The sequence below is a fragment of the Paenibacillus sp. 598K genome, assembly GCF_003851045.1.
Taxonomy (GTDB): Bacteria; Bacillota; Bacilli; order Paenibacillales; family Paenibacillaceae; genus Paenibacillus_D.
This window is the reverse complement of the sequence record NZ_BFBX01000025.1, coordinates 15,677-40,970: the sequence shown is the minus strand read 5'-3', so window position 1 is coordinate 40,970 and position 25,294 is coordinate 15,677. Positions and strand designations below refer to the sequence as shown.

Below are 25,294 nucleotides of genomic sequence, written 5' to 3'. Positions count from 1 at the left end.
AATGCAAAAGTGCAGTTGTTTTCGGGGAACGGCACGTTAGGAGGAAATCTCGATCCGAATAAGTGCACATTTGCATTTATTTACCTGTTTTTAGTCCGTTTCTCCGAATATAAACGTACTTTTGCATTTATCTCTATCCGGCCCGAGGGGCTTTTGTTAGGGCTAAAGCGTGAGATGGAAAGCGTTAAATTAGGGAGCAATCTACTAGTATGACCCTGCAACCCAAGGTTGCGAAAAGGGCTCGATATTTGCAACTTAGGCTCGATATCGCTTGGCAGCGCTTCGTGATACGATGAGGAGAGCAAAGCAACATAGACAGGAGGTGCGCTCTTCATGCTGGATAACCAGCGGGTAGGCCGTAACATATTATCCCTGCGCAGAGGACGAGCCTGGACACAGGTAGAGCTGGCTGGCCGGGTAGGCGTCAGCCACCAAGCCGTCTCCAAGTGGGAGCAAGGCGAATGCTTGCCGGATCTCGACGTGCTGCTGCAGCTTAGTCGGATGTTCGATACATCGATGGAGTCGATCCTGTTGGATGAAGAGGCTGCCGCGATTCCCGTCGCAGCTCCTCTCGCAGCTCCCGCACCTTCGAGGCCAGCAGATCAGCGCGCTGAGCAGTCGTCCTCGCTCTGGGCGCAGGCGCTGGAAGCGCTGCGCCGAAGAGTGTCCGGGCTCAGCTTCGACACCTGGCTTAAGGGCACGAGCGCCACTTATGACGATGGCGTCTGTCTCGTCTACAGTCCGAACGCCTTTTCGGCGGAGTGGCTGCGTCATCGATATACGCCCCTCATCATTGAGGTGCTGGAAGCGTTGACAGGGGAGCGCGGCATCGAGGTTCGATGTCTCGTCGGTCCTCCCCCGAAGGAGAGGATCGTATGAGCGAGCGTGTGCCCTGTCAAACGCCAGATTGCACGGCTACGATCCTACCGGCTACGGCGGCGAAGACGGGCGGCGTCTGTATGCCGTGCCATCAGCAGAAGCTGGCCGAGGAGCATAAGGCTTATATTGCGCAGCATCGCCGCGATGTCGACCGTTACGCAGGGGTGAGCGACCCTGTTGAGATCTTGAAGCTGATGCATGCGCCGCGCGTCTATGATCCTCTGGTGCAGGAGGTGCCGTACCCGAAGAGCGCGCGTCAGCTCTACCGTCAACTGACGGTAGCGGAGCAAGAACGGATGGAGAGCTACGCCATCGAGCAGTTGGAGCAAGGGGATGAGGATCAGGCCGAGCTGATCCTACTGTCGCTTGTGAGCTTCGCGGGCGCCCGCATCGAGCGGGGGCTGGAGGCGATGTATCGGGAGGAGAGATATGACCCCGGCATGCTCTACAAGCAAGTAAGCCCGGCGATTCGCGACGCACTGATCTCCCGAGTCGAGGAGGATACAGCGAGTCGCAATCTGCTGCTGCTCGCCCTTGCATGGATCGGCGACGAGGAGATCGTACGGCTGTTCGCCGGGTGGCGGCAGCACCCGCCGTCATGGGCCGGCCAGCTCCATGTGCCGCCAGAGTCGTATGCCCGCGAAGCGGGGTGGGAGCTGGACGCAGACGGTCAGAAGCGGCTGCTGTTCTACCCGGAGAGCTATCACTTCGAGGTCGACCCGAGCGAGCGCATCGCAGGCTCGGAGCTGGAGGAGGCGGATAAGGTATCCCCACCGGCGACTGCTCTGCAGGCCGGGGAGCATCACTGCCCATGGTGCGGCAGTCAGCTATCTGTCCTGCTGGACTATTGGCTGCAAGCACCGTTGCTGCGGCCCCTGGATCTCCCCGGGCAGCGGCTGCGGATCGCAGCTTGCTTGCATTGCGCTGCTTATACGCCGGTGTATACACGCTTCGACTGGGCAGGCGGTTATGCGTGGAGCGAATTCAATATAGCGCCAGACCCTCTGCCGACAGCGATGCCGGATGAAGCGATACCGAGGCATGCGCTGCGCTTATCTGAGCAGCCGCGCGATGCTTATGACGGGGCATGGTGGCTACTGGAAGCCCCGACCTCCAAAATCGGCGGTCACCCAACCTGGGTTCAGGACGCGGATTATCCCGCCTGTCCCTGCTGCTCAGAGACGATGCGCTTTATCGGTCAAGTCGATCTGGAGCAAGCGGACGACAGCGAGGGGATCTACTATGCTTTTGTCTGCTCGCCCTGCCAGCATGCAGCGGTTCAGTATCAACAGTCCTGAGTGAGCGCGATAGACTACAACAAGCAGAGGAGATGAGCGCATGAATGCAGCCTTAATGGACGAGCTGAAGCAATTCCTGTGGCGAGAGGACAACCAGAGTCTGGTGGGCTCGCCTGCGAGCCAAGAGGAGATTGCGGCAGCGGAGCGGGAGCTCCAGGTCGCCTTTCACCCGGATTATGTACAGTTTATCGCGATGTTCGGAGGAGCCTATGCGGGGCTAGCCGTCCATGCCTTCGTCAATGGCTCGAGTATCGGCCGCGAGACGGTAGTCGAACTTACACAGTCGTTCCGCGAGCAATACCGGGATGTGCCCTTCGCCGAGGCGCTGCAGCGCGGCTACGTCATCTCGCTCGACGGGTCCGGCGACCCGATCTTCATCGATGCAGACGGGCATGTGCACATCCTGTATCACGACACAGGCGAATACAGGCAGCTGGCCGAGTCCTTCGAGCAGCTCATCGAAGACAACTTCATGGCGTGGTGAGGCGTCTAAGTCCAGCGGCCTCTTAGCAACTTTCTCGGGCACAAAACGTTGCGCTCGCGTAAGACAGCCGCACCTATACTGGAACGTGAGAGGAGGGAAGGCCATGGAATGGCTGGAGCGGATGAACCGGGCGATCGACTATATCGAGGCGAATCTGACCGGACAGATCGAGCTGGCTGAGGCGGCCCGCCGGGCCTGCTGCTCGTCGTACCAGTTCCAGCGGATGTTCCCGTTCATCACCGACGTGACGCTGGCCGAGTACATCCGGCGGCGGCGGCTGACGCTCGCGGCGCTGGAGCTGCAGGAGGGCGGCACGGCTCGCGTGCTTGATGTCGCGTTGAAATACGGCTACGAATCGCCGGTTTCGTTTGCGCGGGCGTTCCACGCCCTGCACGGGATCGCGCCAGCGATGGCTCGCCAGCCGGGGGCGGCGCTCAAGGCCTATCCCCGCCTGTCCTTCCTCATCACGATCAAAGGGGCAGAGGCAATGAATTATCGACTGGAATCGAAGATGAGCTTTGACGTATTCGGCATCGAGGGGGTATTCCGCGTCGACGGAGGCGGCGAAGCACCGCAGACACCGGCTCAGCTCTGGGCACAGAGTCATGCGAGCGGTGAGGTGAAGCAGCTGGCGGATCGCGCGGGCAGCGCGTCCGCAAGCATCGGGGCGCATCTGCATGCCGTGCATGCGGTGTGCAGCTACCGGCAGACCGGTCCGGATACTTTCCCGTATATGGTGTGCGCCTTCGAGAGCGAGGATAGCGAGACAGAGGGCTACACGCGGGCTACGATCCCTGCGCATCAGTGGGCGATCTTCCCGTCGGAGCCGCATCCGTGGGAGCAGTTCGACGAGACGATCGAGTCGCTGTACAAGCGCTTCTACACCGAGTGGCTGCCGACAGCCGGCTATGAGCAGGCGGACGGCGTCGAGCTGGAGGTATACGGCGCCAAGGACGGCTTGAACTACGTAGAGCTATGGTTTGCGGTTCGGAAGGTGTAGCTTGCGGGTTCAGCCTCGCGGATGTCGATGTGCAGACATTCCGTCTTTCGGATAGCCTTGCGCGGGGCGTTCCGTCTGCAGCATCGCCAACTGCTCGAGTAGCGGCATGCTGCCCGTTGTCGATACTCTAGCTTCCGCCAACTGCCCGATGATATGGCATTCTAATCTGTTGAGAGGTGGATCTCATGAAAGCTAGACGAATATCCGTGTTATTCGCAGTTGTATGCTGCTTGGCTTTTGGTTATACCGTTCATGCCGACAGCCTGCCCCACCTTTATGAGGATGTAACGGCAGCCGATTTGAAGAACAGCATCATTCTCTCGCCAGAAAGCTCGATTGGATTTGTGGACGGACAACAGGTGTCAGCTGTGCAACCGATTGTGCAAGACGGTAGAACATTCGTGCCTCTTCGTTTTGTATCGGAGGGATTGGGCGCGAAGGTCGATTTCAATTCGAGCAATCAATCCATCAACATTGCATATAACGGCAAAACCGTTTCCTTGAAGCTGGGGAGTAAAAGCATCTCCATCGACGGTCAATCCAAGAATATGGACGTGGTGCCAAGGATTCAAAACCATGTCACGTACATTCCTCTGAGGGACATTGGCGAGGCTTTAAATAAAAAGGCAATCTATCTACAAAAGGAAGATTCTCAAGCCAATAGCTTCATTATCCTTCGGGGTGGTGACGCCACAGCAATTGAAAATCTTAATCTCATTCGTGTGCTGGATCTGTTATACCAAGGAAAAGCCGTCGTCTATAGCGACCGTTATCTTGCTGTCATTAAAGAGAATAGCAAGTTGCTTGTCACCCATCTCTCTCCTAGCTTTGATATTTCTTTCCGCCCTTTTGCATACGAAGAATATATTCCAACGCAATATGAAAGCAAGATCGGAGACTTGTGGTTTAAAACGGAGACGAGCCAGTTTTATCTCGATCACGCATGGGATACTACGAAGGACTTTATGTTATATCGTGTGGATGGCGATGCGATCTCAAGGATAGGCATTGAAAAGGCACCAATTAAGTCGGTAAAAACGTACCAAGACGAGGTCTTTTACTTGACGCAATATATGTACGGCATCGCTGATCCCGATCAAACAAGCAATCTCAAAAAGGCAGCGCTCATCGAGGGAAAATGGTCGGTTACGTATTTGGGCGAGCCCGGCTACTATTACGGCTATGACATCATGGGCAAGGCGTTTGATTGGTCCATCGGGGCGAACGGCATCACGACGCTCGGGTGGTACCGCTATGGCGATCTGACCAAGGAGGAGCGATTGAAGACGTTAGGACAGTACCAAATCGAGCTGACCGGTCATCACCATGAGTTCATCCAGTGAATGGGCTATCGCACAACAGCCTTTCTCGCTGCTTAATAGGAAAGGAACTTCTGTATCGTTATTTGGCGAAAAACAGGCGATTGGAGTGGTGATAGGAACATGAGTGTTCTTATTTTGTCCGTGGGCCCCCAAATTTGACGATTGGATCACGAATAGCGTTACCCATGTTCGTATACCCCGCTAAAATCGTCGATTTGAGCGAAATAACGTTATGAATGTTCCTTTGCCAGGTCCAAATGAAAGGAAGCTTGGTGATGTGGTTCGCCATCTAGCGATCGTGCTATGCAACACCGCCAACACCGCCGATGCGTGGGGCGGGCTGAGACTGCGTACATCACAACAACAACGGCTGCCCCGTGGCGAGGGCAGCCGTTGTTGTTGTCGTTCATCACACTATGATGGGTAATCACGCCGTCGGCAAGCTCTGCTGGAACTGCGGCAGGTAGGCTGCGTTGGCATGGAGCAGATCGTCCAGCACGGCGCGCGCCGCTTGCTCGTCGCCGACGAGCGGGTGGATCGTCAGCGCCTGCAGCGCCTTGCCGTAGTCGCCATGGACGGCGGCCTCGACGGTCAGCTCCTCGTACGCCTTGACGACCTGCAGCAGTCCCCGTATTTGCGATGGCAGCGGTCGACTGAGGGCGAGCGGATGAGGGCCGTCGGACTTGATGACGCAGTTGACCTCGATCGACGCATCGTCCGGCAGGCAGGAGAGGATGCCGTTGTTGCGCACATTAACCGTCTGCACATCGCCGGTGTCGTTGTAGATCGACCGCATGAGGCGCACGGCCGCCTCGGAGTAATAAGCGCCGCCGCGCTGCTCGAGCTGCTTAGGCTTATGCTTCAGCTCCGGCTGCTTATACAGCTCGAACAGCTCCGCCTCGACCGCCTTCACATCGTCGGCCCGCGTCGTCCCCTTATCCGCCAGCTTGCGCTCCAGCTCACCTAGCATCTCCTGCTTCATATAATAGTAGCGATGGTAAGCGCATGGCAGCGCTCCGAGAGAGCGGATGAAGTCCTGATCCCAGGCGAGATCGGGGATGTTCGTCATCGAGAAGCCTTTGCTATCCGAGAGCCGCCCCAGGAAGTCGTCCGTCATGTCGATGCCGTCGATGACGACGCGCGTCGTCCAGTTCAGATGGTTGATGCCGGCCATCTCGATGAACAGCTCCTCGGGCTTGCGCTCGTACAGCTCGGCGATCTGCATCTTGGTGTCGATCGGCAGGTTGCAGAGGCCGACGGTGCGGATCGAGGAGTACTTCAGCACCGCCTCGGTGACCAGGCCCGCCGGATTGGTAAAGTTGATCAGGAAGGCTTGGGGCGCCAACTCCTCCATCTCCCGGCAGATGTCGAGGATGACCGGGATCGTCCGGAGCGCCTTGGCGAAGCCGCCCGCGCCGGTCGTCTCCTGGCCGATCAGATGATGGGCCAGCGGGATCCGCTCATCGCGCGAGCGGGCGTCGAGCATGCCGACACGGATCTGGGTGGTCACGAAGTCCGCGCCAGCGATCGCCTCGCGCCGGTCGAAGGTGGTGACGACGCGCATCGGCACGCCGCTCGCCTCGACCATCCGCTGCGCCAGCGCGCCGATGATGCCGAGCTTCTCTGCGCCCTCCGGGATGTCGACGAGGTACAGCTCGCTGACCGGGAATACGTCATAATAACGGATCAGTCCGTCGATCAATTCGGGCGTATAGGAGGAACCGCCGCCGATTACTGCAATTTTCAAGCTTGTCTTAGTCATGGCTTATGGCCTCCAGGTAGGATTCAAATTGTACTAACATAGCCTCAGATGTCTCAATGCCCGCCTCGTCCATCGCCATGAGCAATGCGCCGAATACCGGCGGCAGTGCGGGGATCACCGTATAGGCTTCGGGATATGCGGCGTGCAGCTGGCGCTCCAGCGCCCCGAGCAGCAGCGGATGCCGACCTTGTTGCAGGATGCTGCCCGTCAGGACGACCGGGACCCGCTGCCCGTCCATCTCTCCTAGCCGACGCAGCACCGCTGTCGCAGCGAGACCGAGCTCGCGCCCCATGTCCAAGAGCAGTTCTACGGCCAGCGCGTCGCCGTCGCTGGCGGCTGCGTGGACGGTGCGTGCGAGCTCCAGCGGCGCGGTGGGCGGGTCGAGCTCGAGATAGCGGTCGAGCATCTCGACCATGCCGGGGAAGCCCAGCGCAGCCGGGATACGATCGATGAGCTGCGTATGCGGCTCTCGACCCTCCCAGGCCCGGATCGCCCGGCCGAAGGCCTGATCGGCCAGGTAAGAGCCGCCGGCCCGGTCGCCGAACAGGGTGCCCGCGCCGCCGACGACGGCGATCCTGCCATCCTTGCGCCGGCCCGCCGCATTGGTATTGCTGCCGCAGACGAGCACGACGCCGGTATTGTCCGGCGTCGCGATCCGCAAGCCCTCGAAGACGTCGCCAGTGATCGCATGGGCGACATGGGGCAGCTGTGCGGCGAGCGCCGGCTCCAGCACAGCGAAGTCATGGGGGCGATCCGCACCAGCCAGCCCGTACTGAACGAAGGCCAGATGACTTGCCTCCAGACCGGCCTGCTCCAGCGCGGACTGCAACGCTTGCCGGATATGGGCCGATGCCTCCTCGATGCCGTTGATCTGATAGTTGCCGCAGCCGGCATGGCCGCTGCCGAGCACCTGCCCCTGCGCATCCGCCACGACTGCGATTGTCTTGCTGCCTCCACCGTCAACTCCTGCTACGAACACATGCTCATCTCCTTTAAGAGGTTGTTCCAATCTTCTCGGTGCTGAAAACCGATCTTTTTGAACACACACGTTAACAATTTGTATCGTTGGTTGTTTATTTTCAAAACTTGTCGTAATATAATACAACAAACTCACATTTAGGAGCATGTTGTCATGACAAAACGTAGCCATAATTCATTGTACTTCACCATTAAAGAACAATTGCTCAAGCAAATTCAAGCGGGCGTCTATGAAGTCGGGCAGCGGCTGCCGACCGAAGCCGATCTCGGCAAAATCTTTAATGCCAGCCGGACGACGATCCGCATGGCGCTGAGCGAGCTGGAGGTGCAGGGCCTCGTGGAACGGCTGCAAGGCAAAGGCACCTTCGTCAAGCGCAAGGAGCTGCAGCTCATCCAGTCGCGCAGCTTCACGGAGGACGTGCTGATGAACGGTCAGGAGCCTGCGAGCCAGATCCTCGAAGCGAAGGTCGTGCCCGCAGAGTACCCGCTGCAGGAGCATCTGGGCATCCCGCCGCAGGCTCCGGTCAACCAGCTCATGCGTCTGCGCTTCGCCGACGGCGAGCCGCTTCTGTACGAGCGCACGTTTATCCCCTGGAGCCTGGCGCCCGGCCTCGTCAACGACTACAAGGAAGGCTCGCTCTTCGCCTTCCTGGAGAGCCGGTACGGGCATAAGATCCATCGCTCCGTCGAGCAGCTCAAGCCGATCCTTGCGGACAAGCAGGAGCGCAAGCTGCTCGGCGTCAAGGAGGGCGCGCCTTGTCTGCAGGTGCGGACCATTACGTATCTCGCCGATCAGACGCCGATCGAATACAGCTTCGGGGTGTTCCGGGGCGATTACCCCAGCTACACCATCGAGAGACATTTCTAGCAGAGCGCGCCCTAACGGAACAGACGATAAGGCGAGGAGAGGGGTATCCCTCTCCTCAGTCATAGATCGGAGCGTTATTGCCGGCCCGAGCAGCTCGCGCTACTCCTTAATAATCTCGAAGTAACGGCCCAGCCAATACGGCAGGGTGAAGACCGTGCCGGCTTCCATGGAGCCGGTATTGTAGTTGTACCCCGGATTGGCGCCTGTCGTCTGACTGCGCGACTCGAACGGGTTGCTGTTATGCTTGATCGTTCTCCGCTCATCAGGGGTGAGCGCATAGTTGGTCTGTTTGTTCGGAATCTTATTGGACTCGTCCCGATCCCCAGGCTCGATATACAGCACATCCTGACGGTTCCACTGCACATTGAATTCGATCATGTATTCGTACGAGCGGTACAGGTAACGCACAGCCGAGGCGATATCGATGTCCTTCTTGTTCGGGTGGGCGAGCTGATACAGGAACGTATAGAACGGATTGTTCTCCCGAACCTCGTTGGTGTACCATTGGTCGAATACGTTGACGATCTGCTGATGCCGCACCGGATCTTGCTCCAGCAGGATGAGGATGTATGTCGGGAACCAGGCCAGCTCCTCATCCGAGTAGTTGATATATTGCGTCCAGTCGTTGTGGATCGTCGCATTGGCGTTGGTGCTCGGCTCTTTCAGGCTGTCGCGGGTAACGACGGTATTGTCGTTGTCGTTGTACGCATTGGTGGCCTGACGGACGAGCCTGCGGTCGATATACTCCAGCGCCATGTTGATGTAACCCTTGCCGTTGATGAAAGGCTCTTCCTTGCTGTAGCTGCTGGCGAAGGCCAGGTCATACGCCTCCTGATACTTCTGCTGCGTCTCGGGATGCGATCCGGCTGTGATGTAGAGCGCGGCCTTGAGGATCGCCATAATCTCCAACGCCTTCAGCGGTCCGTCCTCGTAGCCGTAGGACAGCGCATCGTCGCCATTGGCATCGACACCAACCTTGTGCGCCCACTCCAGCTGCTGCTCCATCACCTGCAGACTGTCGTTAAAGTATTTCGCCGACCAGCGCGACCATTGCGTCGACTTGCCTGTCGCGTCCTCGATGTAGTAGTGATTGTCCTTCATGATCAGCTCCGTCATGCGATGCGTGACCTCTTCGATATATCCCTTCATCTCCAGCATGTCCTGATCCTGCGAGTCGCCGACCAGATACTTGTAAGCCGTGAAGAACAGCGCATAGTGGCCGTCCACTTCATCAGAGGACGTATCGGCCTTGTAGACGATCTGGTTCATATCGATCTTGCCGTTCTTGATAACTGACTCAGGGAACAGCTCATTAAAGAACGTCGGGATCTGCTCGTACACCGGCGCCGTCAGCTGGAACAGCGGCTTGTTGTTGATGCCGGTTGTTTTGTCCTCGGCGGCATTGGCGTTGTTAGTAGCAGCGGTGATGACGGGCAGCACCTGGTATACCGGCTGACCATCGACGACCTCGACGATCGTTTTGATGTCGATGCCGAGCTTCTGGCCGTCGGGACGCGATTCATTAAGCGCGTCGATCGCTTCCTGGCTGAGGCCCAGACCGTTGTAGTTCATCACATCGGTGCCGCCGCTAGGGAACAGACGGGAGCCTTTTTTGTTTTGCGCATCCTTTGTCACGCGGGCGATCGAGTATCCGATCGGCTCGACGCCTTCTTTTTTCAGGCTCGGGATGATGCCGTTGGGATTGACTGCATCCTCGCCTACGATGTTCTGGAACCAGAAGCCGCTTTGATTTTGGAAGCTGTAGATGGTCTCGTCCTTGGTCTGTGCTCCATACTCGCTCGTCAGCATATAGGAGCGCGACGGGAAGCCGTTGCCGCGGCCGGATACATAGCTGAGCACCAGCACCGCTTTGGTCGCCCGCACGGCGGCATTCTTGGCTTTCTGGATCTCAGCGGTCTGCGCTTCATCCGGATTGGGACCATACTGCTCCTGCAGCGACTTGTAGCGGAAGATCTCGCCCATCGCATACATCGCGGTCCACAGGCCGTCATTGTCCGAGGTGGCAGGGACGGAGGAGAAAATGCCTTTCGGCGAGTTGTAGTTCACGACGCCGGCTTCGGCGGTGGGATCGGCGAAGCTGAAGCTGGAGGAGGAGACCATACCCCGGCGGTCGTGCACATCACGGACGATCCGTTCGTAGGTCTCGGTCTTCTGCTGCATCGTCTGCTTGGGCATCGCGATATGGGTGACCCCGCTGGCTGTCCGCACCCAGATGCCGTCGGCGCCGTCGCTGGCGATCCCGGTCACATGGTCGTCGCCGCCGTACAGGTAGCGCGGGCCGGCGAAGTATTGTACGATGTCACGCGCATCCTGCTCGGCGAAGTTGACGCGCTGCAGCCCGTTCTCGGTACCGATCCAGTAGACGCCGGAGCTGTCGCGCAGCGATGCGGTGACATCGCCGATCGTCTGGACGGGCAGGAACGCCAGGTCCTGTACGCTCTCGATCCACTGAATCTGCGGCAGGCTGGCGACGCCCGCCTTGTAATAGGTGACTTGCTTGGTCGGCACTGCATGCAGCTGCATCGTGTCGTAGCTGGCGGATGGCAGCTTCGCGGCGAATACCGACGATACCGGCATCGTAAACAGCATGGAAGCGGCCAGCGTGACGGTGAGCGCGATGCGATTTTTCTTCATCATAGACATGCCCAATCCCCTCTCCATTAGTGGTAGATATGCGAGACGCCAGTCTCGGTGATGACGTAGACGCCGGTTGCGCCATCGTCGATGAGCAGCAGCACCCGATTATCGACCAGCTGCTTCTCGGCTGTCGTGTACGGGGTCATCGTATTGGTGGCCAGGTCGACCTTAGTGACGCCTTCATCGGTGCCTAGCCATAGCGTCGTCCGCGCGGCATTGAGGACGGAGCTGTTAATGTCCCGCATCGACGGGAAGATCGACGGCTTGACCGTGAATTGGTAGTCGACGAAGGTTTTCGCATTGACCAGATCAGGCATCGGGGCTTTCGGGCTGGCCAAGGCAGGCGTGTACGTCGGGTCGGCCAGGAAGGTCAGGTATTGCTTGACCAGCGCTTCGGCGCCGGTATTCGCGAGCTGGCTCTGCGCTTGCTCATACGTATAGAGAGCAGTGGTCTTCGGCGTCTCTGGCGTGACGACAGTGCCGCCTCCATAGTAGCCGCCACCGTTGTTCGATCCAGACTCGCTTTCTTTTTCTGGCTCTTGCTCTTCTGGCTTGCCGATCGTGTCGCTCGTCTTCGCTTTGCCATTGACCAGTACCGAGCTGGCATCGAGCTCCCACTGATCGACCGAGACGCCCTCGCCGAGCTCGAGCTGCGCATCCTCTGACTGGATAAGGATCGCGTCGATGGCGGAGTCGCCCTCGATGACGACGCGCACAGGTCCGTCTGCGCGGTCGATCACCAGTTGGCCGATCGTGCTGTCTGTGATGGTGATGGTGTGGACGCCGCCGCCTTGCACATAGACCGTGCCAGCGATGGTCGATTGTCCGATGGCGAAGTCCCCTTCGCCGAGGCCTGGCGCGAGGTACAGGCTGCCGGACAGATCGGCGCCGAGCAGCGAGCCGCCAGCCGTGTTGACGACCAGGTTGCGGCCGTTGACCTCGCGATGCTCGCTCGCGTCATGGATCAGTCCGCCCATAATGTTGTGCAGCAGCTTGACGGCTTCGGCCCGTGTCAGCGCCTGGAGTGGCTGGAATTGGCCGGCAGGATTGCCCTGCGCATAGCCGGCGGCCTTCAGGGCGTACACCGACTCGCGGGCCCACGCGCCGACCTGCGCATCGTCAGCGAACGGGGCAGCAGACGCGCTCTCCTGCGATACATGGAAGGCGCGCGCCGCCATCGTCGCCGCTTCCTGGCGGGTCACGATGCTCTGCGGCTGGAAGCGACCGTCGCCGGTTCCTTTGATGATACCTGCTGCGGCAGCCTTGCTGACGTTGTCCGCATACCAGGCATTAGCCGGTACGTCGGTGAAGCTTGCCTCGCTGCGTGCGTTGAATTGGAAGATCCGATCGAGCATGGCGGCTAGCTCGGCCCGGGTTACCTGTTGCGCGGGTAGCAGTTCGCCCTTCTCATTGCCTTGCAGCAGTCCTGCGGACTGCCAGTACGTCATCTCCGCAGCTGCCCACTCCGGCAGCTTCTCTGCCTCGGGTCCAGCGGCTGACGCCGATCCTGCAGAGTACAACGCGCCTAGCAGCATAACCGCGGATAGCGGAGCGGCCATGCGCCTCCATTGCATGAACATGTTTACGCCTCCCTTATTGTCAACAATCGTCCTATGTCACCCGATTTGTAGTAACATATAGGTTCATTCTATTTTTATTAATGACAAATTGTCAATCAATTTATTTTGACGTGGAAGCATAATGTGAACTTTTTCCATCGATTCTATAATATATGCAGAAGGGATTTAGAGACATTTTATAGTCTAGGGAAGGTTTCTTGCCATGATAAAATGATGATTACGCTATCATCGAAAAAATACATTGACACATCATGAAGAAACGTCCTAATATAGAGTTAAATTGTTACTACAAGTGGACAGTTGTTATGTAAAAGGTCGATAGGCCACGGTGGGCATGTCCGCAAAATGACAATTTCGCAGGGGGGCGCTGCACAGCAGCATGCATCGGGTGGTCTGGCAGGTAACGGCACCATACAAACAAGGAGTGTTGAAGATGAAGAAATGGCTAGCAGGACTGGTATCACTGACCGTTGTCGTCACCGCGGCAGCGGGATGCAGCAGCGACAACAGCACGGCAAGCAATGGGGATAAGGTGCTGCGCATCGCGATGGGCTCGCCGGGCGAGGCGCTGATCAAGGTATGGGAGGAGATCGGCGACGAGTTCGAAAGCCAGCATCCGGGCGTCAAGGTCGAGTTTACATATCAGGACGACGACACCTATCAGACGATCGGCTTGCCGAATCTGCTGAGCGGCAAGACGCCGCCGGATCTGTACTTCGAATGGGCGGGGGAGCGGCTGCAGACCCGCATCAAGGACGGCTTCGCCGCAGACATCACGGAGCAGCTGCAGCAGTCCGGGCTCGGCGACATGTTCGAGGAGGGTACCTTCAACGGCATGAAGGTCGACGGCAAGACGTATATGGTACCGACCGCAGGCGATGTTACCAATGTCATCTTCTATAACAAGAAAATCTTCGATTCGCTCAACCTTTCGGTGCCGACCACCTGGGAGCAATTCCTCGAGGTGTCGGAGACGATCAAAAACGCCGGCATCACCCCGATTACGGTCGGCAACCTCGATCTATGGACGGCGGGCAACTGGGTCGGCCATATTATTTCCCGGGTCGTCGGCGAGCAGGCGTATAGCGATGCGTTGCAGCTGGAGCAGCCGTTCCTGAACGACGACTTCATCGCGGCGTACGCGTTGGTCCAGGAGCTGTGGGACAAAGGCTATCTGAACGACAATATTAACGCGATCGCCGACAATGAATCCGACATGCTCTTCCTTACCGGCAAGGCGGCAATGCACCCGATCGGCAGCTGGCTGGTCCCGGAAGCGGCATCTGAAGCGCCGGATCTGGAGCTCGGTTACTTCAACACGCCGACGATCGCCGGCGGTAAGGGCAATCAGGAGAGCGTCATCGGCGTCCTCAACGGCATGGTCGTCAACTCGAAATCGGCGCTCATCGATGAGGCCATCGACTTCATGAAGCTGTACAGCTCCGATGCTTCCTCGGCCAAGCTGTCGGCTGCAGGCGCGGTGCCAATCACCAAGACCGGACTGGATCGCGACAATACGCATCCGATCTCCGTCAGCCTGACGGATCTGATGCAGGATGCGCCAGAGCTGGTGTCCCCGCCGGATACAGGCTATTCCATCGAGGTGGCCAACGCGCTCAACATGGCGACATCGCAGGTCATCGGCGGCGCCAAGTCGCCGGAGGATGCGCTCAAGGAGCTGGAGAACACGATCGCGCCGCTCAAAAAATAACGCTGGTTCCCTGAGGCCGCAGCCAAGCCTGCTTTCCGCAAGGTCTGCGGCCTCCATTTTGCATTATGAGGTTGATCCAAAAACGCAACTGGAGGCCACAAAATGTCTTTGCGCAAATTATCGCCGTACCTGTTTGTCGCCCCTGCTGTCCTCATCTTTGCGTTTACGATCCTGGTGCCGATCGTGATGACGTTTGCCTTCAGCTTCTTTGACTGGAACGGCTACGGCGAGATGAGCTTCACCGGCATCGACAATTATACGCGCGCCTTTGGCGACAAGATCTATCTGAGCTCGTATACCCATATCCTGATCTATATCGCGGTGACGGTTGTCGTCGAGGTGCTGGTCGGCCTGGGGCTTGCAGGCTTGATCACGATGGGGCGCAAGGGCAGCAGCCTGTTTCGGATCGCGCTGTTCACGCCCGTTATGCTGCCGATGATCGTCGTCTCCTATCTATGGCGCTTCGTCTACAACTCGGATTTTGGCTTGATTAACACCGTGCTGCGGTCGGTCGGGCTGGAGAGCTGGGCGCAGGTGTGGCTCGGCAATCCGGACACCGCGCTGCTGGCGATCTGCGTCGTCTCGGGTTGGGTATACGCCGGGTTTTACATGACGATCTTCTACTCCGGCATCTCGCGCATCTCCAAGGAGATCTATGAGTCCGCCTTTCTGGATGGCGCGAATGAAGCGACGATATTTTTCCGCATCAAGATCCCGATGATCCGCAGCCTCGTCGATACCGCCATCATGCTCTGCGTGCTGACCGGCTTCCAGTCCTTCGACCTGTTCTACGTCATGACCAATGGCGGGCCGTACAATGCGACGGAGATCGTACCGACGTACCTCGTCAAGGTCGTATTCAGTCATATGAGCATCGGCTATGGCTCGGCGCTGGCGGTGATCCTGACGGTCGTGATCGCTGTGATCGGCCTGGTGGCCGGCAAGCTGAAGGGTAAGGGCAACACGCTGGAATACTGAATGAACGATCAACTTCTCTGGAGGTGCCTGTGGTGTCGAGTGCTGCCTTAAAGCTGCAAGAGTCGAACCGGAGTTACGCGACCGCTTCCCGCAAGCGGAAGCAGGCCCGGTTTGTGTATTATATCGTGATGATCCTGATCTCGCTTGGAACCTTCTACCCGTTGATCTGGCTATTGCTCTCCTCCTTCCGGGAAAATATCGATATTTTCACCACCCCCTTCGCGCTGCCGGAGCGGATCAACTTCCAGAACTGGATCGATGCCTGGGAAGTTGGCAATATGAGCACTTACGCCAAGAACAGCGTCATCGTGACCGGGCTGTCGCTCGTCGGCATCCTGCTGTTCGCCAGCATGGCCGCGTTTGCCTTCAGCAAGCTGCGCTTTCGCGGCAGCGGGCTGATGCTGCTTCTGTTTTTATTCGGTCTGTTCATGCCGCTGCAGTCGTTTTTTATCGCGCAGAGCTATATTTTCGAGCAGTTGAATCTCAAGGATACACATCTGGGGCTCATCCTGCCCTATATCGGTGTCGGCCTGCCGCTGGCGATTTTCCTGCTCAAGGCGTATCTCGATTCGATCCCCAAGGATCTTATCGAGGCTGCGCGTATGGACGGCTGCAACGACTGGGTGCTGTTCCAGCGGATCGTCTTCCCGTTGCTGATGCCCTCGCTGGCGACTGTCGGCATCTTCTCGGCGCTCAATACGTGGAACGAGCTGCTGCTCGCGATGCTCTACATCCAGAACGATGCGCTGAAGACGATTCCCGTCGGCTTGCTGGCTTTCTCCAGTCGTTACATGACCGATTACAAGCTGCTCTTCTCGGCGCTCGCGCTCATCACGCTGCCGATGATCGTGCTCTATATTTTCTTCCATCGCTATATCGTCGCTGGCCTGACAGAGGGTGCGGTCAAGTAAGATCGATCCCGTGACAGAACTGTCAAATTATGATATGGTATATGAAACCCATAGGCATTCCGCTCTTCGCGAGCGGAGTGCCTTCGTCTGTATTTGCGGGTTTTTACATTTAATGTCTCGCGATGATAAAAGGGATGGAGGTTGCGATGTTATGTTTCTCTATTTGTCCCCAATCGGGGGAGGTTCAACGGCTGCTAATAGCGCGAAGATCACTCATACAAAGGAGAGGTAAAACATGACAGCATTAATTCATACGGAACTGCGCCCCAAGCTGAACCCTTCGGGCCTGCGAAACCTGCGTCAGGAGGGGCGGTTGCCTGGCGTCGTCTTCGGCAGACACGCGGACAATCGGCACATTCATATATCGACCGGCGACTTCAAGCGGTGGCTCAAGCAGGGAGGCTCGGGCTTCATCCAGCTAAACCTGGAGGGCGAGCAGCCGCTCACCGTCATGCTGGAGGATCTCCAGCGCAACCCGGTCACCCGCGAGCTGCTGCATGTCGACTTCCAGCTCGTCCAGACCGATGGCATCATCCGCACCAAGCTGCCGGTGAAGTTCACAGGCACGCCGAACGGCACCCGCTATGGCGGCGTCGTCCAGATCCAGGATCCGTACGTGGAGGTCGAGGCGTTGCCTCAGCATCTGCCGGCTACGGTCGAGGTGGACATTAGCGCGATGGAGATCGGCGAGACGATCTTCGTCCGGGACGTGCCGTTCGCGGACGAGGTGACCGTCATCTCCGGGCCCAACGAGATTCTGTTGTCGGTGTTGAAGCATTGATCAAGTGAGTTTTGAAAAGAAAAGGCCTCAAGCGATGTAGCTTCGCTTGAGGCTTTCTTAATGCGAGGATCTCTTTATAGAGGCTATAGAAGCCAGGTAATACAAAGTACTACTGAACCTTGCGAAGTGTAACTTTATCCAGATTGACCCAGTCATTCGCATTGGCATCGGTATAGATGCCGATCTCCAGATAGCCGTTTGTCACCTGGATGTTGTCAATGGTGAAGCGGTTCCAATTGACGTCGCTCGTCTCGATCGTCTTCGTCTTCTCGGGTCCGCCGTAGTGCTTGGCATAGAGCTGGAGCGCATTCTGATCCCCGTTTGTCATCGCCCACACGCTGAGCGAGTAGGTGCCATTCTCGAGTCCGCTGAAGGTCTGATAGATCGAGGCGCTGTAGCTGGACGGATGCCAGAAGGTCAGCTTGTGGCTGCCGTCGAACACATAGCTGCTCTCGGTCTTGATCGCCGTCGCAGGCGTGCCGCTCTGGAGCCACACATTCCAGCCGGACGGCGTATTGGTGTAGCCGTCGGCCTCAAAGCTGGGGTTGACGACCCGATTGGCTGTCGGCTCGTTCAGCACCGACATCGAGGGGAGCGCGTGGCCGCCAAAGTCGAACAGCGTCAGATTGTCCCACGTGTTGGTCGGCGTGACGGAGTCGTTGGCGTAGGCGACGCCTGCCGCCGTCCCCCATACGGCGCCCGGCACCGGCGTCCAGGTCGGCTCCCAGTAGAAGAAGCCGCGCCCGCGATCATTGGCGACATTGAGCAGGATCGTCTCCAGCTCGTTCATGAATTGGAACTGTCCCTGCGGCGTGGCCGGGTAGCCGGCGATGTTCTCGTCGCCGCTGATGAATACATTGCCTGCGCCGTCGCCGTCGGCTAGCGTGTGCGCGTAGGCGGTCTCGACGATCGCGACATCCTTGTCGTACCGCTTGCTGATATCGTTGAGGTTGTACTCCAGCTCCTCCATCGTGCCGTGCCACATCGGGTAGAAGGAGAGGCCGATGACGTCGAAGTCAAGATTCGGCTTCACAGCGAACACATTATCGAACCACCAGCGATAGAGCGAATAGCTGCCGCCGTGGTCGAGATGGAGGACGATCTCGGTGTTCGCCGCTGCCGAGGCGCGCACGCCGTTGATACCGCTTTCGAGAAGCCCCGCCAGATTGCTGAAGTCGGTGATGCCGCCGCCGACCTTGCCGTCGTTATGCAGGATGCCGGTCGGAATCTCGTTGCCCACCTGTACCATCTCGGGGATGATGCCCTCCGCCGCGAAGTCGTTAAGCGTGTCCTTCATGTAATTGAAGACGGTCGTCCGCAGGCTGGAATAAGAGAGACCGCTCCACGCCTTGGGCTTGATCTGCTTGGCGGGGTCCGCCCACCAGTCGCTCAGATGGAAGTTGAGCAGTACGCCCATGCCGAGCGCATCGGCGCGTTTGGCGAGCGCCAGCGTCGTCTCATAGTCGTTGGTCCCGCCGCCGTACGGATTGCCGTTGGCATCGTATGGATCGACCCACAGCTTCAGCCGCACGAAGTTCGCGCCATGATCGTGCAGGATCTCCAGCGCATCGCCAGCTACGCCGTTGTCGTAGTAGACGCCGCCCAGATCCTCCACCATGCTTAACATCGATACATCCACACCTCGGATAAATGAAGCCTCGTTAGCCGCCGTCACCGGCGTGACGGCTTGCCCGCCCAGCAGCACGACCGCTGCGAGCGCGGCGATGCCCGTCCTTCGCACCCAATTCCTTACCATCGCTTAGTCCCTCCCATGTTTCATATGGCAGGTTGGCCTCAAAATGCCGTAGAGGCACGGAATCGAATCTGCTGAAATGTGATGGTCTGGTCGGTCGGAAGATCGATTTCGTGATCGTAGGCTTCCTTTTGAGGGCAGCCTGTAAAGCCGACCGCCTCACCTCCTCTCGCGCAGACGGCGCGCGGCGCGCCAGACAGCGCCGTCTAATTCATCAGCGCTGTCTGCGTCGTCTGCGCCGAGATCTCTCTTGCTTTAGCCCTGCGTACCGGTCGAGGCCAGACCGTTCTGGATGTAGCGCTGCATGAACAGGAACATCAGCATGATCGGCAGCGAGGCCAGGACGGCGGCCGCTGCGAACAGCGTCCAGTTGGCGGCGAACTGATTGGTGATGAACGTCTGCAGTCCGAGCGCCAGCGTATGGTTGGCCGGGTTGTTCAGGAAGATCGATGTGATCACGTACTCGCTGTAAGCCGCGATGAAGGAAAATACGAAGATGACGGCGAGCTGCGGCCGCGCCAGCGGCAGGATGATGCGCAGGAACACGACCCAATGACTGGCGCCCGACACAAAGGCAGCCTCGTCGAGCTCCTTGGGGATCGTATCGATATAAGCCTTGAGCAGCCAGATGTTGAAGGCGCTCCCTCCAGCCAGCACGAGTACCAGCGTCAGCAGGCTATCCGATAGACCAAACCGGTAGATAAGGATGTAGAAGCCCGAGACAGCCATGCTGCTCGGGAATACTTGCAGGACGAGCAGGGCGAGCAGCCCGTTCTTGCGGCCGGGGAAGCGCATGCGGGAGAAGGCGTAACCGGCCGTGCTCGTCAGGAATAGCTGAATGACCGATACACAGAGGCAGATCTTCAGCGAGTTGCCGACCCAGGTCAGGAAGTCCGTCTCCGCCAGCAAGCGCGAATAGTTGCTTGCGGTCAGCTTCGTCGGCACCAGCGAGGCGCTGAAGAAGCTCTGACCGGCGGAGAAGGAGGCCATCAGGATCCAGACGGTCGGAAACAGGGTGCACAGGATGACGAGCCAGATGACGAGCCGGCTGAGCCAGAGCCCGAGACGTTGATTTTTTTTCATACAGTGGGCCTCCCGTAACAGGTGCTATGTTCAGTCATGGCGGCACTATTCCTTAAACGCGCCGGACAATCGGAGATTGACCAGCGTGAGGACACCGACGATCGCGAAGATGACGATGCTGAGCGTGGCCGACAGGTCGTAACGGTTGGACCAGACCGTCATCTTGTAGACCATGCTCGCCAAGATATCCGTACTGCCAGCGAAGGGCGAGTTGACCTTGGCCGGGCCGCCCTGGGTGATCATGTAGATATTGCCGAAGTTGTTGAAGTTGGACGCGAAGGAGGCGACCACCAAGGGCAGACTCACCTTCAAGGTAAGCGGAAGCGTGATGCGCCGGAACGCGTGCCAGCGGGAAGCCCCTTCGACGTTGGCCACCTCGTACAAGGTCGGCGGGATCGACTGCAGACTGCCCAGACAGATGCTCATCATGAAGGGGAAGCCAAGCCAGATATTGACGAGGATGATCCCCGTCCGCGCCCAGAACGCATCGGTCATCCACGGCAGCCCCTCCGCGAAGCCAAGCGCCATCAGCACCTGGTTGATGCCGCCGTACTGCTCGTTGAGCAGCCCCTGCCAGGACAGCAGGGCGATCGTGGCCGGCAGCGCCCACGGGATGATCAGGATCGAGCGATAGATCTTGGACTCCTTCATGAGCGGGTTGTTCAGCAGCACCGCCAACCCCATCCCGGTCGCATAAGCCAGCAGCGTGCTGAGCGCGGCGAAGACGATCGTCCACAGCAGCACCGAGAAGAACACCTCTTGAATCGCCCCGCCGAGCAGCGTTTGATAGTTTTTCAGCCCGACGAAGTCGTAGTCGTCCAAGTGGTACAGGTTGTAGTTGGTGAAGGATATATACACCGTGTAGACGACCGGCAGCAGCGTCAGGAAGAAGATCGACAGCAGCGCCGGCGACAAATAGCTATACGCGGTGAGATTGGATTTTACTTTGTTCATCGTCCTTGTCTCCTGACTGCGCTATGAGCCGGAATGCATCAGCTCGATCGCATCCCGCAGCTGCGATTCGATGTATTGGGCCGCTTCCTCCGGCGAGATCGAGCCGCCGAAGAGCAGGCGCATGTTGTCCGTGTAGAGCGTCCAAAGCTGCCCCAGCTCGGCGACGGAAGGCAACGGCTCCCCAGCGGCGATCTGGTTGATGAAGCTTTCCGCGATCGCATCCGTCTCGATCTGCTCCTGTACGGCCAGCTTGGCCGGGAGTCGGTCGCCCGTCTCATACAACTCCACGGCCGCTTCGTCGATCAGATATTTGTAGAATTCCCACACGGCGTCCTGATTCTTGGACTTGGAGCTGACGAAGCCGACCTGGGTGACGACCGGGGTGACGAAGCGCTTGTCGTTCAGCGTCGGCATCGGCGCCACGGCAAAGTTCACGCCAGCAGAGGAGAAGGCGTCGATATCCCACGGGCCGCCGATATAGTAGGCTGTCTCGCCATTCTCGAAGGCGCTGCGGGCGATATCGAAGGTGATGTCGGCGGACAGGAAGCCATCGTCGACCATCTGCCTGAGGTAGCTGTAGGCCTGCACGGCCCCTTCGTTGCCCAGCCCGATGTCGGCGACATCATAGGCGTTGTCCGACCATTGGAAGATATAGCTGTCAAAGGCCCGGAGGAAGCCGAGATCGTAGTAGATGCTGGTCGCATCGAACTTGATGCCGCCGCTCGCGCGAGCGCTCTCGAGCAGCTCGTCCCAGGTGGCGGGAGGCGCGTCGACCTTGTCCGTATTATAAAACAGCGTAATCGTCTCGACGGCGATCGGCACGCCGTAGCGCTTGCCGTTGACGTAGCTCGCTTGCACGGCGGCGTCGACATAATCGCTGTCTTGATATAGATCGGCCGGCACCTCGGCGGTGAGATTGGCAGTCGCGAAGCTGGCGAGTTGATCGTTAGGGATCCCGAATACGCCGTCCGGTCCGCCTGCGCTGTTGGCCGCCTGGACGAACTGCTGTACCTCGATGCTATTGTGGACGATCTTGGCCTCGTTGCCGGTCTCCTGCGACCATTTGTCCGCGTAGCGCTGCAGCAGCTCGGCCTCCACCTGGAAGTTGGTCCACAGCGTAATGGATGTTTTATCTTCCTTGGTTCCTTTGTTGTCGCCTTCAGATGACGGCGTCGATGAGTTGCCGCAGCCGGACAGGACGGCGAGCAGCGCTGTCGATGCAAGACTGATGCGAAGTGTTCTGTTCATAGCGTATCCCCCTCGTATGTTGATTATTTGAACTCGCGGATGGCTTGCAGCGCAGGCAGCGCATGGCCCTCCAGGTCGAACAAGGCCAGATTGGCCCAGACGTTGGCGACATTGTTGTCTTTGTTCAGATAGCGGGTGCCTGGTTCGGCCGCCCAGCAGGCCGACCGCAGATTGGCCCAGGTTGGCTCCCAGTAGAAGAAGCCAAGGCCGCGCCCGCCCTCGACAGCCTGGATCGTCTGCATCAGCTCGACCATGTAGTCGAGTTGGCCCTGCGGGTCGATCGTATAAGGCACCGTATCCGCATGCTCCGCGGTGAAGATCATCGTCTCGCTGGCGATCTGCTCCGTCGTAAACGGAAAAGCCGTCTCGGCGATCAGGACGTCCTTGTCGTAGCGCGCGGTGACATCGTTCATGTTGTGCCGGAGCTGCTCCATCGTGCCGTGCCAGAAGGGATAGTAGGACATTCCGATGATATCGTAGTCCAGGCCCGCCTCTGCGATCGGGTCGAACCAGCGACGGTACAGCGCATTGTCCCCGCCCCAGTCCAGATGGATGATCGTGCGGATCTCGGGCTGACAATCCTTGGCCGCCTGGACGCCAGCCGCGAGCAGCCGGATCATCGCGTCGCGGTTGTCTGTGCTGCCATCCGGCCAGAGCAGGCCGTTCGTGATCTCGTTGCCGATCTGGATCAGCTCCGGCGCCAGACCCTGCGAGCCGAGCGCCTGCAGCGTATCGTAGGTGTGTCGGTATACGGCGTCCTCGAGCGCAGTCCCGGTCAGCTCCTGCCAAGCCTTGGGCTTCACCTGTGTCGTCGGGTCCGCCCAGAAGTCGCTGTAGTGCATATCAAGCATGAACTGCATGCCGTGCTGCGCCGTTCGCCGGGCAAGCGCGATCGTCGCAGCCAGATCGTTGGTCCCGCCGCCATACGGCTGCCCACTCTCGTCGTATGGATGATGCCAGAGCCGGAGCCGTGCCGCATTGACTCCATAGCTAGCGAGGATCTGTACCGCATCGCCTTCCTTACCCTGATCATAATACTTTGCCCCTAATTGTTCGATCTCCTGTTGTATCGAGATGTCCACGCCTTTGAAAAACGTCATTACCTCACCCTTTAAATAAATTATTTAATTTAATAAAGTAAATTATTTACTCAACGACATAATAGCACAGGGACGAAAAAGCTGTCAACGAAAAAGATAGCGTTTTCCAGAATGTGACGTGCTAAGGAGTAAAGTTTCCATTCTAGATATTCACGCACGCAAAAAACGGCAAATAAGCGCCGTGGCGAGCGTTACAGTAACGACGGCTACGGCGCTTTGTTTGGTGATGAAGGTCAGGCGGAAAAATGGTATGATCTCACGTTCGGGACGGGGTTGTTTGTGCGCGAAATTCATCCGTGCCGCCAAAACGGCCCCGATAAAAGTCCCTCGCTGTCAGGAGGCGCAGATAGGGGACGCAAGCCTCCTTGGGCAGCGCCCTCAGCAGCTCTTGCGGAAGACCGGCGTGCCGTTGATGTAGACCGACTTCGTCGTCGTCCGGTTGTGGAGGACGCGCTCGCGCAGCAAGTCGAGGGCGGAGCTGCAGATGATGGAGATGTCGATATGGAACGTCGTCAGTGGCGGCGATACATACTGGGCGATGCCGATATCGTGAATGCTGAAAAAAGCGACCTGCTCGGGAATTTCCCACTTCTGCTCGTTGAAGGCTTGGAGCGCGCCAATCGCCAACGCGTCGCTGGCGACGCAAAAGGCGGTCGGCATCGCATTGCCAAGCTGCTCGATCGCCTGCAAGCCAATCCGGTAGCCCTCTTTGACGGTAAAGCGGTCGGCGATGAAGATGCGATCCTCGTCCAGCAAGTTGTAATACGCCATTGTCTGGCGGAAGGACCACTCGCGGACGTCCATCAGCGGCTTGCGGGTCGTCATCTCGTAGTCGGGCCCGCCGATGAAGCCGATGCGCGTATGGCCTTTCTGCACATAGTAGTCGACGATTTGTCTGACCATCGATTCCTGGTTGGCCTGCACGCTGTCGAACAGGCTTTCGTCGGGGTTCGTATTGATGAATACGCCCTTGGTCGTAATCTGCTTGAGATGCTCGATCTCGGCCATGTCGAACCAGCCGATCGCGATAAACGCCGTGATATCTCCCTGGACGGCGGCGATGCCGCCCTGTTTGTCGTATTGCACGACTTCCATGTTGCGGCTCCGGGCTTGCTCGAGCACCTCGCTGCGGATCGATTCGGAGAACACATTATCGAGCTGCTCTCCCTCGTCGACCCAGTAGAGCAGGGCGATGTTGTCGATCTTCGGATTAATTTTTTTCTTCTTGTAGCCGGTCTCCTCGGCAGCCTTTAAGATGGCGGTCCGGGTCTGTTCGCTAACCGACAGCTTGGGGTCGTGGTTCAGCACCCTGGAGACGGTCGCATTGGAGAGACCGAGCATTTCGGCGATTTTCTTGACGGTAGCCATTGTGGACCTCCGAGTTTTGGATTAAGTAAATACTTTACTTCGGATCTCGGCGGATGTCAACCAGGCTGTACCGCTCATACCGGTGACATGTATCTGCCGGAACTAATGTCTGGCAAGGCGACAAACTGAGAGCCGGACTGATTCAGGAAGGTGATGCCTTCTCCCTCGGCGCTGAGCGGGGCGGACGTTAAAGGCCGGGCTAGCTATGAATGCGATAAGCGAGGCGCAGGAATTCCACCTATTGTCATCGGCAGAAGGGCATGTTATTCTAAAATTAGTGGATATTGAAATTAGTTACTTTAATCAAAAAGGAGAGCGACCAATGTCTTCAGATCAAGTCAAGGTCGGCGTGTCCAATAAAGAGGGGCAGTTGGGCTTCGTCTTCGCCAGGGGCGGGCTGCGCGAAGGCGCAGGGCGCAAGCGAATCGGCATTACGAGGAAGGTGTCGCTGACATTGCCGGAGGCGCTGTGGAATACGATCGAGACGTTGTCTCAAGAGGCTGGCGTCTCCCGCTCCGAAGCGATTCGTCAGTTATTGGAGGCAAGTGTGAGCGACCATCGAGACGGGGGCAGGTGAG

22 protein-coding genes are annotated in these 25,294 nt (G+C 58.2%); 12 read left to right on the top strand and 10 right to left on the bottom strand.

The window, feature by feature from the left end:
- The 6 genes from PA598K_RS37285 to PA598K_RS09605 all read left to right on the top strand — a co-directional run.
- Positions 1 to 213: hypothetical protein (locus PA598K_RS37285; RefSeq protein WP_221414115.1), on the top strand; the 213-nt coding region annotated here is incomplete at its 5' end.
- A 120-nt stretch (positions 214 to 333) separates the two neighbouring features.
- A complete protein-coding gene (locus PA598K_RS09625) occupies positions 334 to 879 on the top strand; it encodes a helix-turn-helix transcriptional regulator (protein WP_128656746.1) in 546 nt (181 codons plus the stop codon).
- On the top strand, positions 876 to 2,177 hold the full coding sequence (locus PA598K_RS09620) for a DUF1963 domain-containing protein (RefSeq protein ID WP_128656745.1): 1,302 nt from the start codon (positions 876 to 878) through the stop codon (positions 2,175 to 2,177). Before PA598K_RS09625 ends, PA598K_RS09620 begins: the two co-directional genes overlap by 4 nt.
- A gap of 40 nt (positions 2,178 to 2,217) precedes the next feature.
- Positions 2,218 to 2,661: an SMI1/KNR4 family protein gene (locus tag PA598K_RS09615; protein WP_128656744.1), complete on the top strand. Its 444-nt coding sequence runs from the start codon at positions 2,218 to 2,220 to the stop codon at positions 2,659 to 2,661.
- A 103-nt stretch (positions 2,662 to 2,764) separates the two neighbouring features.
- Positions 2,765 to 3,661, top strand: coding sequence for an AraC family transcriptional regulator (locus tag PA598K_RS09610; RefSeq protein ID WP_128656743.1), 897 nt, complete (start codon positions 2,765 to 2,767; stop codon positions 3,659 to 3,661).
- 185 nt (positions 3,662 to 3,846) lie between these two features.
- A complete protein-coding gene (locus tag PA598K_RS09605; protein WP_128656742.1) occupies positions 3,847 to 5,004 on the top strand; it encodes a copper amine oxidase N-terminal domain-containing protein in 1,158 nt (385 codons plus the stop codon).
- Positions 5,005 to 5,410: 406 nt separating this feature from the next.
- Here PA598K_RS09605 and PA598K_RS09600 read toward each other — a convergent pair whose 3' ends face one another.
- Together PA598K_RS09600 and PA598K_RS09595 are read right to left on the bottom strand one after the other, a co-directional pair.
- Positions 5,411 to 6,745: a 6-phospho-beta-glucosidase gene (locus tag PA598K_RS09600; RefSeq protein ID WP_128656741.1), complete on the bottom strand. Its 1,335-nt coding sequence runs from the start codon at positions 6,743 to 6,745 to the stop codon at positions 5,411 to 5,413.
- Positions 6,738 to 7,724 carry an N-acetylglucosamine kinase gene (locus PA598K_RS09595; protein WP_185601778.1) on the bottom strand — a complete coding sequence of 329 codons (987 nt, stop codon included), beginning with the start codon at positions 7,722 to 7,724 and terminating at the stop codon, positions 6,738 to 6,740. The genes PA598K_RS09600 and PA598K_RS09595 overlap by 8 nt, the downstream gene beginning before the upstream one ends.
- A 153-nt stretch (positions 7,725 to 7,877) precedes the next feature.
- Here PA598K_RS09595 and PA598K_RS09590 point away from each other — a divergent pair, with 153 nt between their 5' ends.
- Positions 7,878 to 8,591 carry a GntR family transcriptional regulator gene (locus PA598K_RS09590; protein ID WP_128656739.1) on the top strand — a complete coding sequence of 238 codons (714 nt, stop codon included), beginning with the start codon at positions 7,878 to 7,880 and terminating at the stop codon, positions 8,589 to 8,591.
- Between the two features lie 99 nt (positions 8,592 to 8,690).
- Here PA598K_RS09590 and PA598K_RS09585 read toward each other — a convergent pair whose 3' ends face one another.
- Positions 8,691 to 11,249, bottom strand: a complete 2,559-nt coding sequence (locus tag PA598K_RS09585) for a hypothetical protein (protein ID WP_185601776.1) — start codon at positions 11,247 to 11,249, stop codon at positions 8,691 to 8,693.
- Between the two features lie 23 nt (positions 11,250 to 11,272).
- On the bottom strand, positions 11,273 to 12,829 hold the full coding sequence (locus PA598K_RS09580) for an S-layer homology domain-containing protein (protein ID WP_128656737.1): 1,557 nt from the start codon (positions 12,827 to 12,829) through the stop codon (positions 11,273 to 11,275).
- A 433-nt stretch (positions 12,830 to 13,262) separates the two neighbouring features.
- Here PA598K_RS09580 and PA598K_RS09575 point away from each other — a divergent pair, with 433 nt between their 5' ends.
- The 4 genes from PA598K_RS09575 to PA598K_RS09560 all read left to right on the top strand — a co-directional run bounded on the left by PA598K_RS09575 (position 13,263) and on the right by PA598K_RS09560 (position 17,210).
- Positions 13,263 to 14,540 carry an ABC transporter substrate-binding protein gene (locus tag PA598K_RS09575; protein ID WP_185601774.1) on the top strand — a complete coding sequence of 426 codons (1,278 nt, stop codon included), beginning with the start codon at positions 13,263 to 13,265 and terminating at the stop codon, positions 14,538 to 14,540.
- Between the two features lie 102 nt (positions 14,541 to 14,642).
- A complete protein-coding gene (locus PA598K_RS09570; protein ID WP_128656735.1) occupies positions 14,643 to 15,518 on the top strand; it encodes a carbohydrate ABC transporter permease in 876 nt (291 codons plus the stop codon).
- Positions 15,519 to 15,550: 32 nt separating this feature from the next.
- A complete protein-coding gene (locus tag PA598K_RS09565) occupies positions 15,551 to 16,429 on the top strand; it encodes a carbohydrate ABC transporter permease (protein ID WP_221414114.1) in 879 nt (292 codons plus the stop codon).
- 235 nt (positions 16,430 to 16,664) lie between these two features.
- Positions 16,665 to 17,210, top strand: a complete 546-nt coding sequence (locus PA598K_RS09560) for a 50S ribosomal protein L25 (RefSeq protein WP_128656734.1) — start codon at positions 16,665 to 16,667, stop codon at positions 17,208 to 17,210.
- 109 nt (positions 17,211 to 17,319) lie between these two features.
- Here PA598K_RS09560 and PA598K_RS09555 read toward each other — a convergent pair whose 3' ends face one another.
- The 6 genes from PA598K_RS09555 to PA598K_RS09530 form a co-directional block, all read right to left on the bottom strand.
- Positions 17,320 to 18,966, bottom strand: a complete 1,647-nt coding sequence (locus tag PA598K_RS09555) for a glycoside hydrolase family 53 protein (RefSeq protein WP_128656733.1) — start codon at positions 18,964 to 18,966, stop codon at positions 17,320 to 17,322.
- Between the two features lie 252 nt (positions 18,967 to 19,218).
- Positions 19,219 to 20,046, bottom strand: coding sequence for a sugar ABC transporter permease (locus tag PA598K_RS09550; protein WP_128656732.1), 828 nt, complete (start codon positions 20,044 to 20,046; stop codon positions 19,219 to 19,221).
- A gap of 45 nt (positions 20,047 to 20,091) precedes the next feature.
- Positions 20,092 to 21,000 carry a carbohydrate ABC transporter permease gene (locus PA598K_RS09545; RefSeq protein WP_128656731.1) on the bottom strand — a complete coding sequence of 303 codons (909 nt, stop codon included), beginning with the start codon at positions 20,998 to 21,000 and terminating at the stop codon, positions 20,092 to 20,094.
- 21 nt (positions 21,001 to 21,021) lie between these two features.
- The gene (locus PA598K_RS09540) at positions 21,022 to 22,248 is read right to left on the bottom strand and encodes a sugar ABC transporter substrate-binding protein (protein ID WP_128656730.1); all 1,227 of its coding nucleotides are present in this window, start codon (positions 22,246 to 22,248) and stop codon (positions 21,022 to 21,024) included.
- A gap of 23 nt (positions 22,249 to 22,271) precedes the next feature.
- Positions 22,272 to 23,348, bottom strand: a complete 1,077-nt coding sequence (locus PA598K_RS09535) for a glycoside hydrolase family 53 protein (protein WP_128656729.1) — start codon at positions 23,346 to 23,348, stop codon at positions 22,272 to 22,274.
- Positions 23,349 to 23,726: 378 nt separating this feature from the next.
- Entirely contained in the window at positions 23,727 to 24,716 is a 990-nt protein-coding gene (locus PA598K_RS09530; RefSeq protein ID WP_128656728.1) for a LacI family DNA-binding transcriptional regulator, read from the bottom strand.
- 322 nt (positions 24,717 to 25,038) lie between these two features.
- Between PA598K_RS09530 and PA598K_RS09525 the strand changes: the two genes are divergently transcribed.
- Positions 25,039 to 25,293 carry a ribbon-helix-helix protein, CopG family gene (locus tag PA598K_RS09525; RefSeq protein ID WP_128656727.1) on the top strand — a complete coding sequence of 85 codons (255 nt, stop codon included), beginning with the start codon at positions 25,039 to 25,041 and terminating at the stop codon, positions 25,291 to 25,293.
- Position 25,294 lies beyond the last annotated feature (1 nt).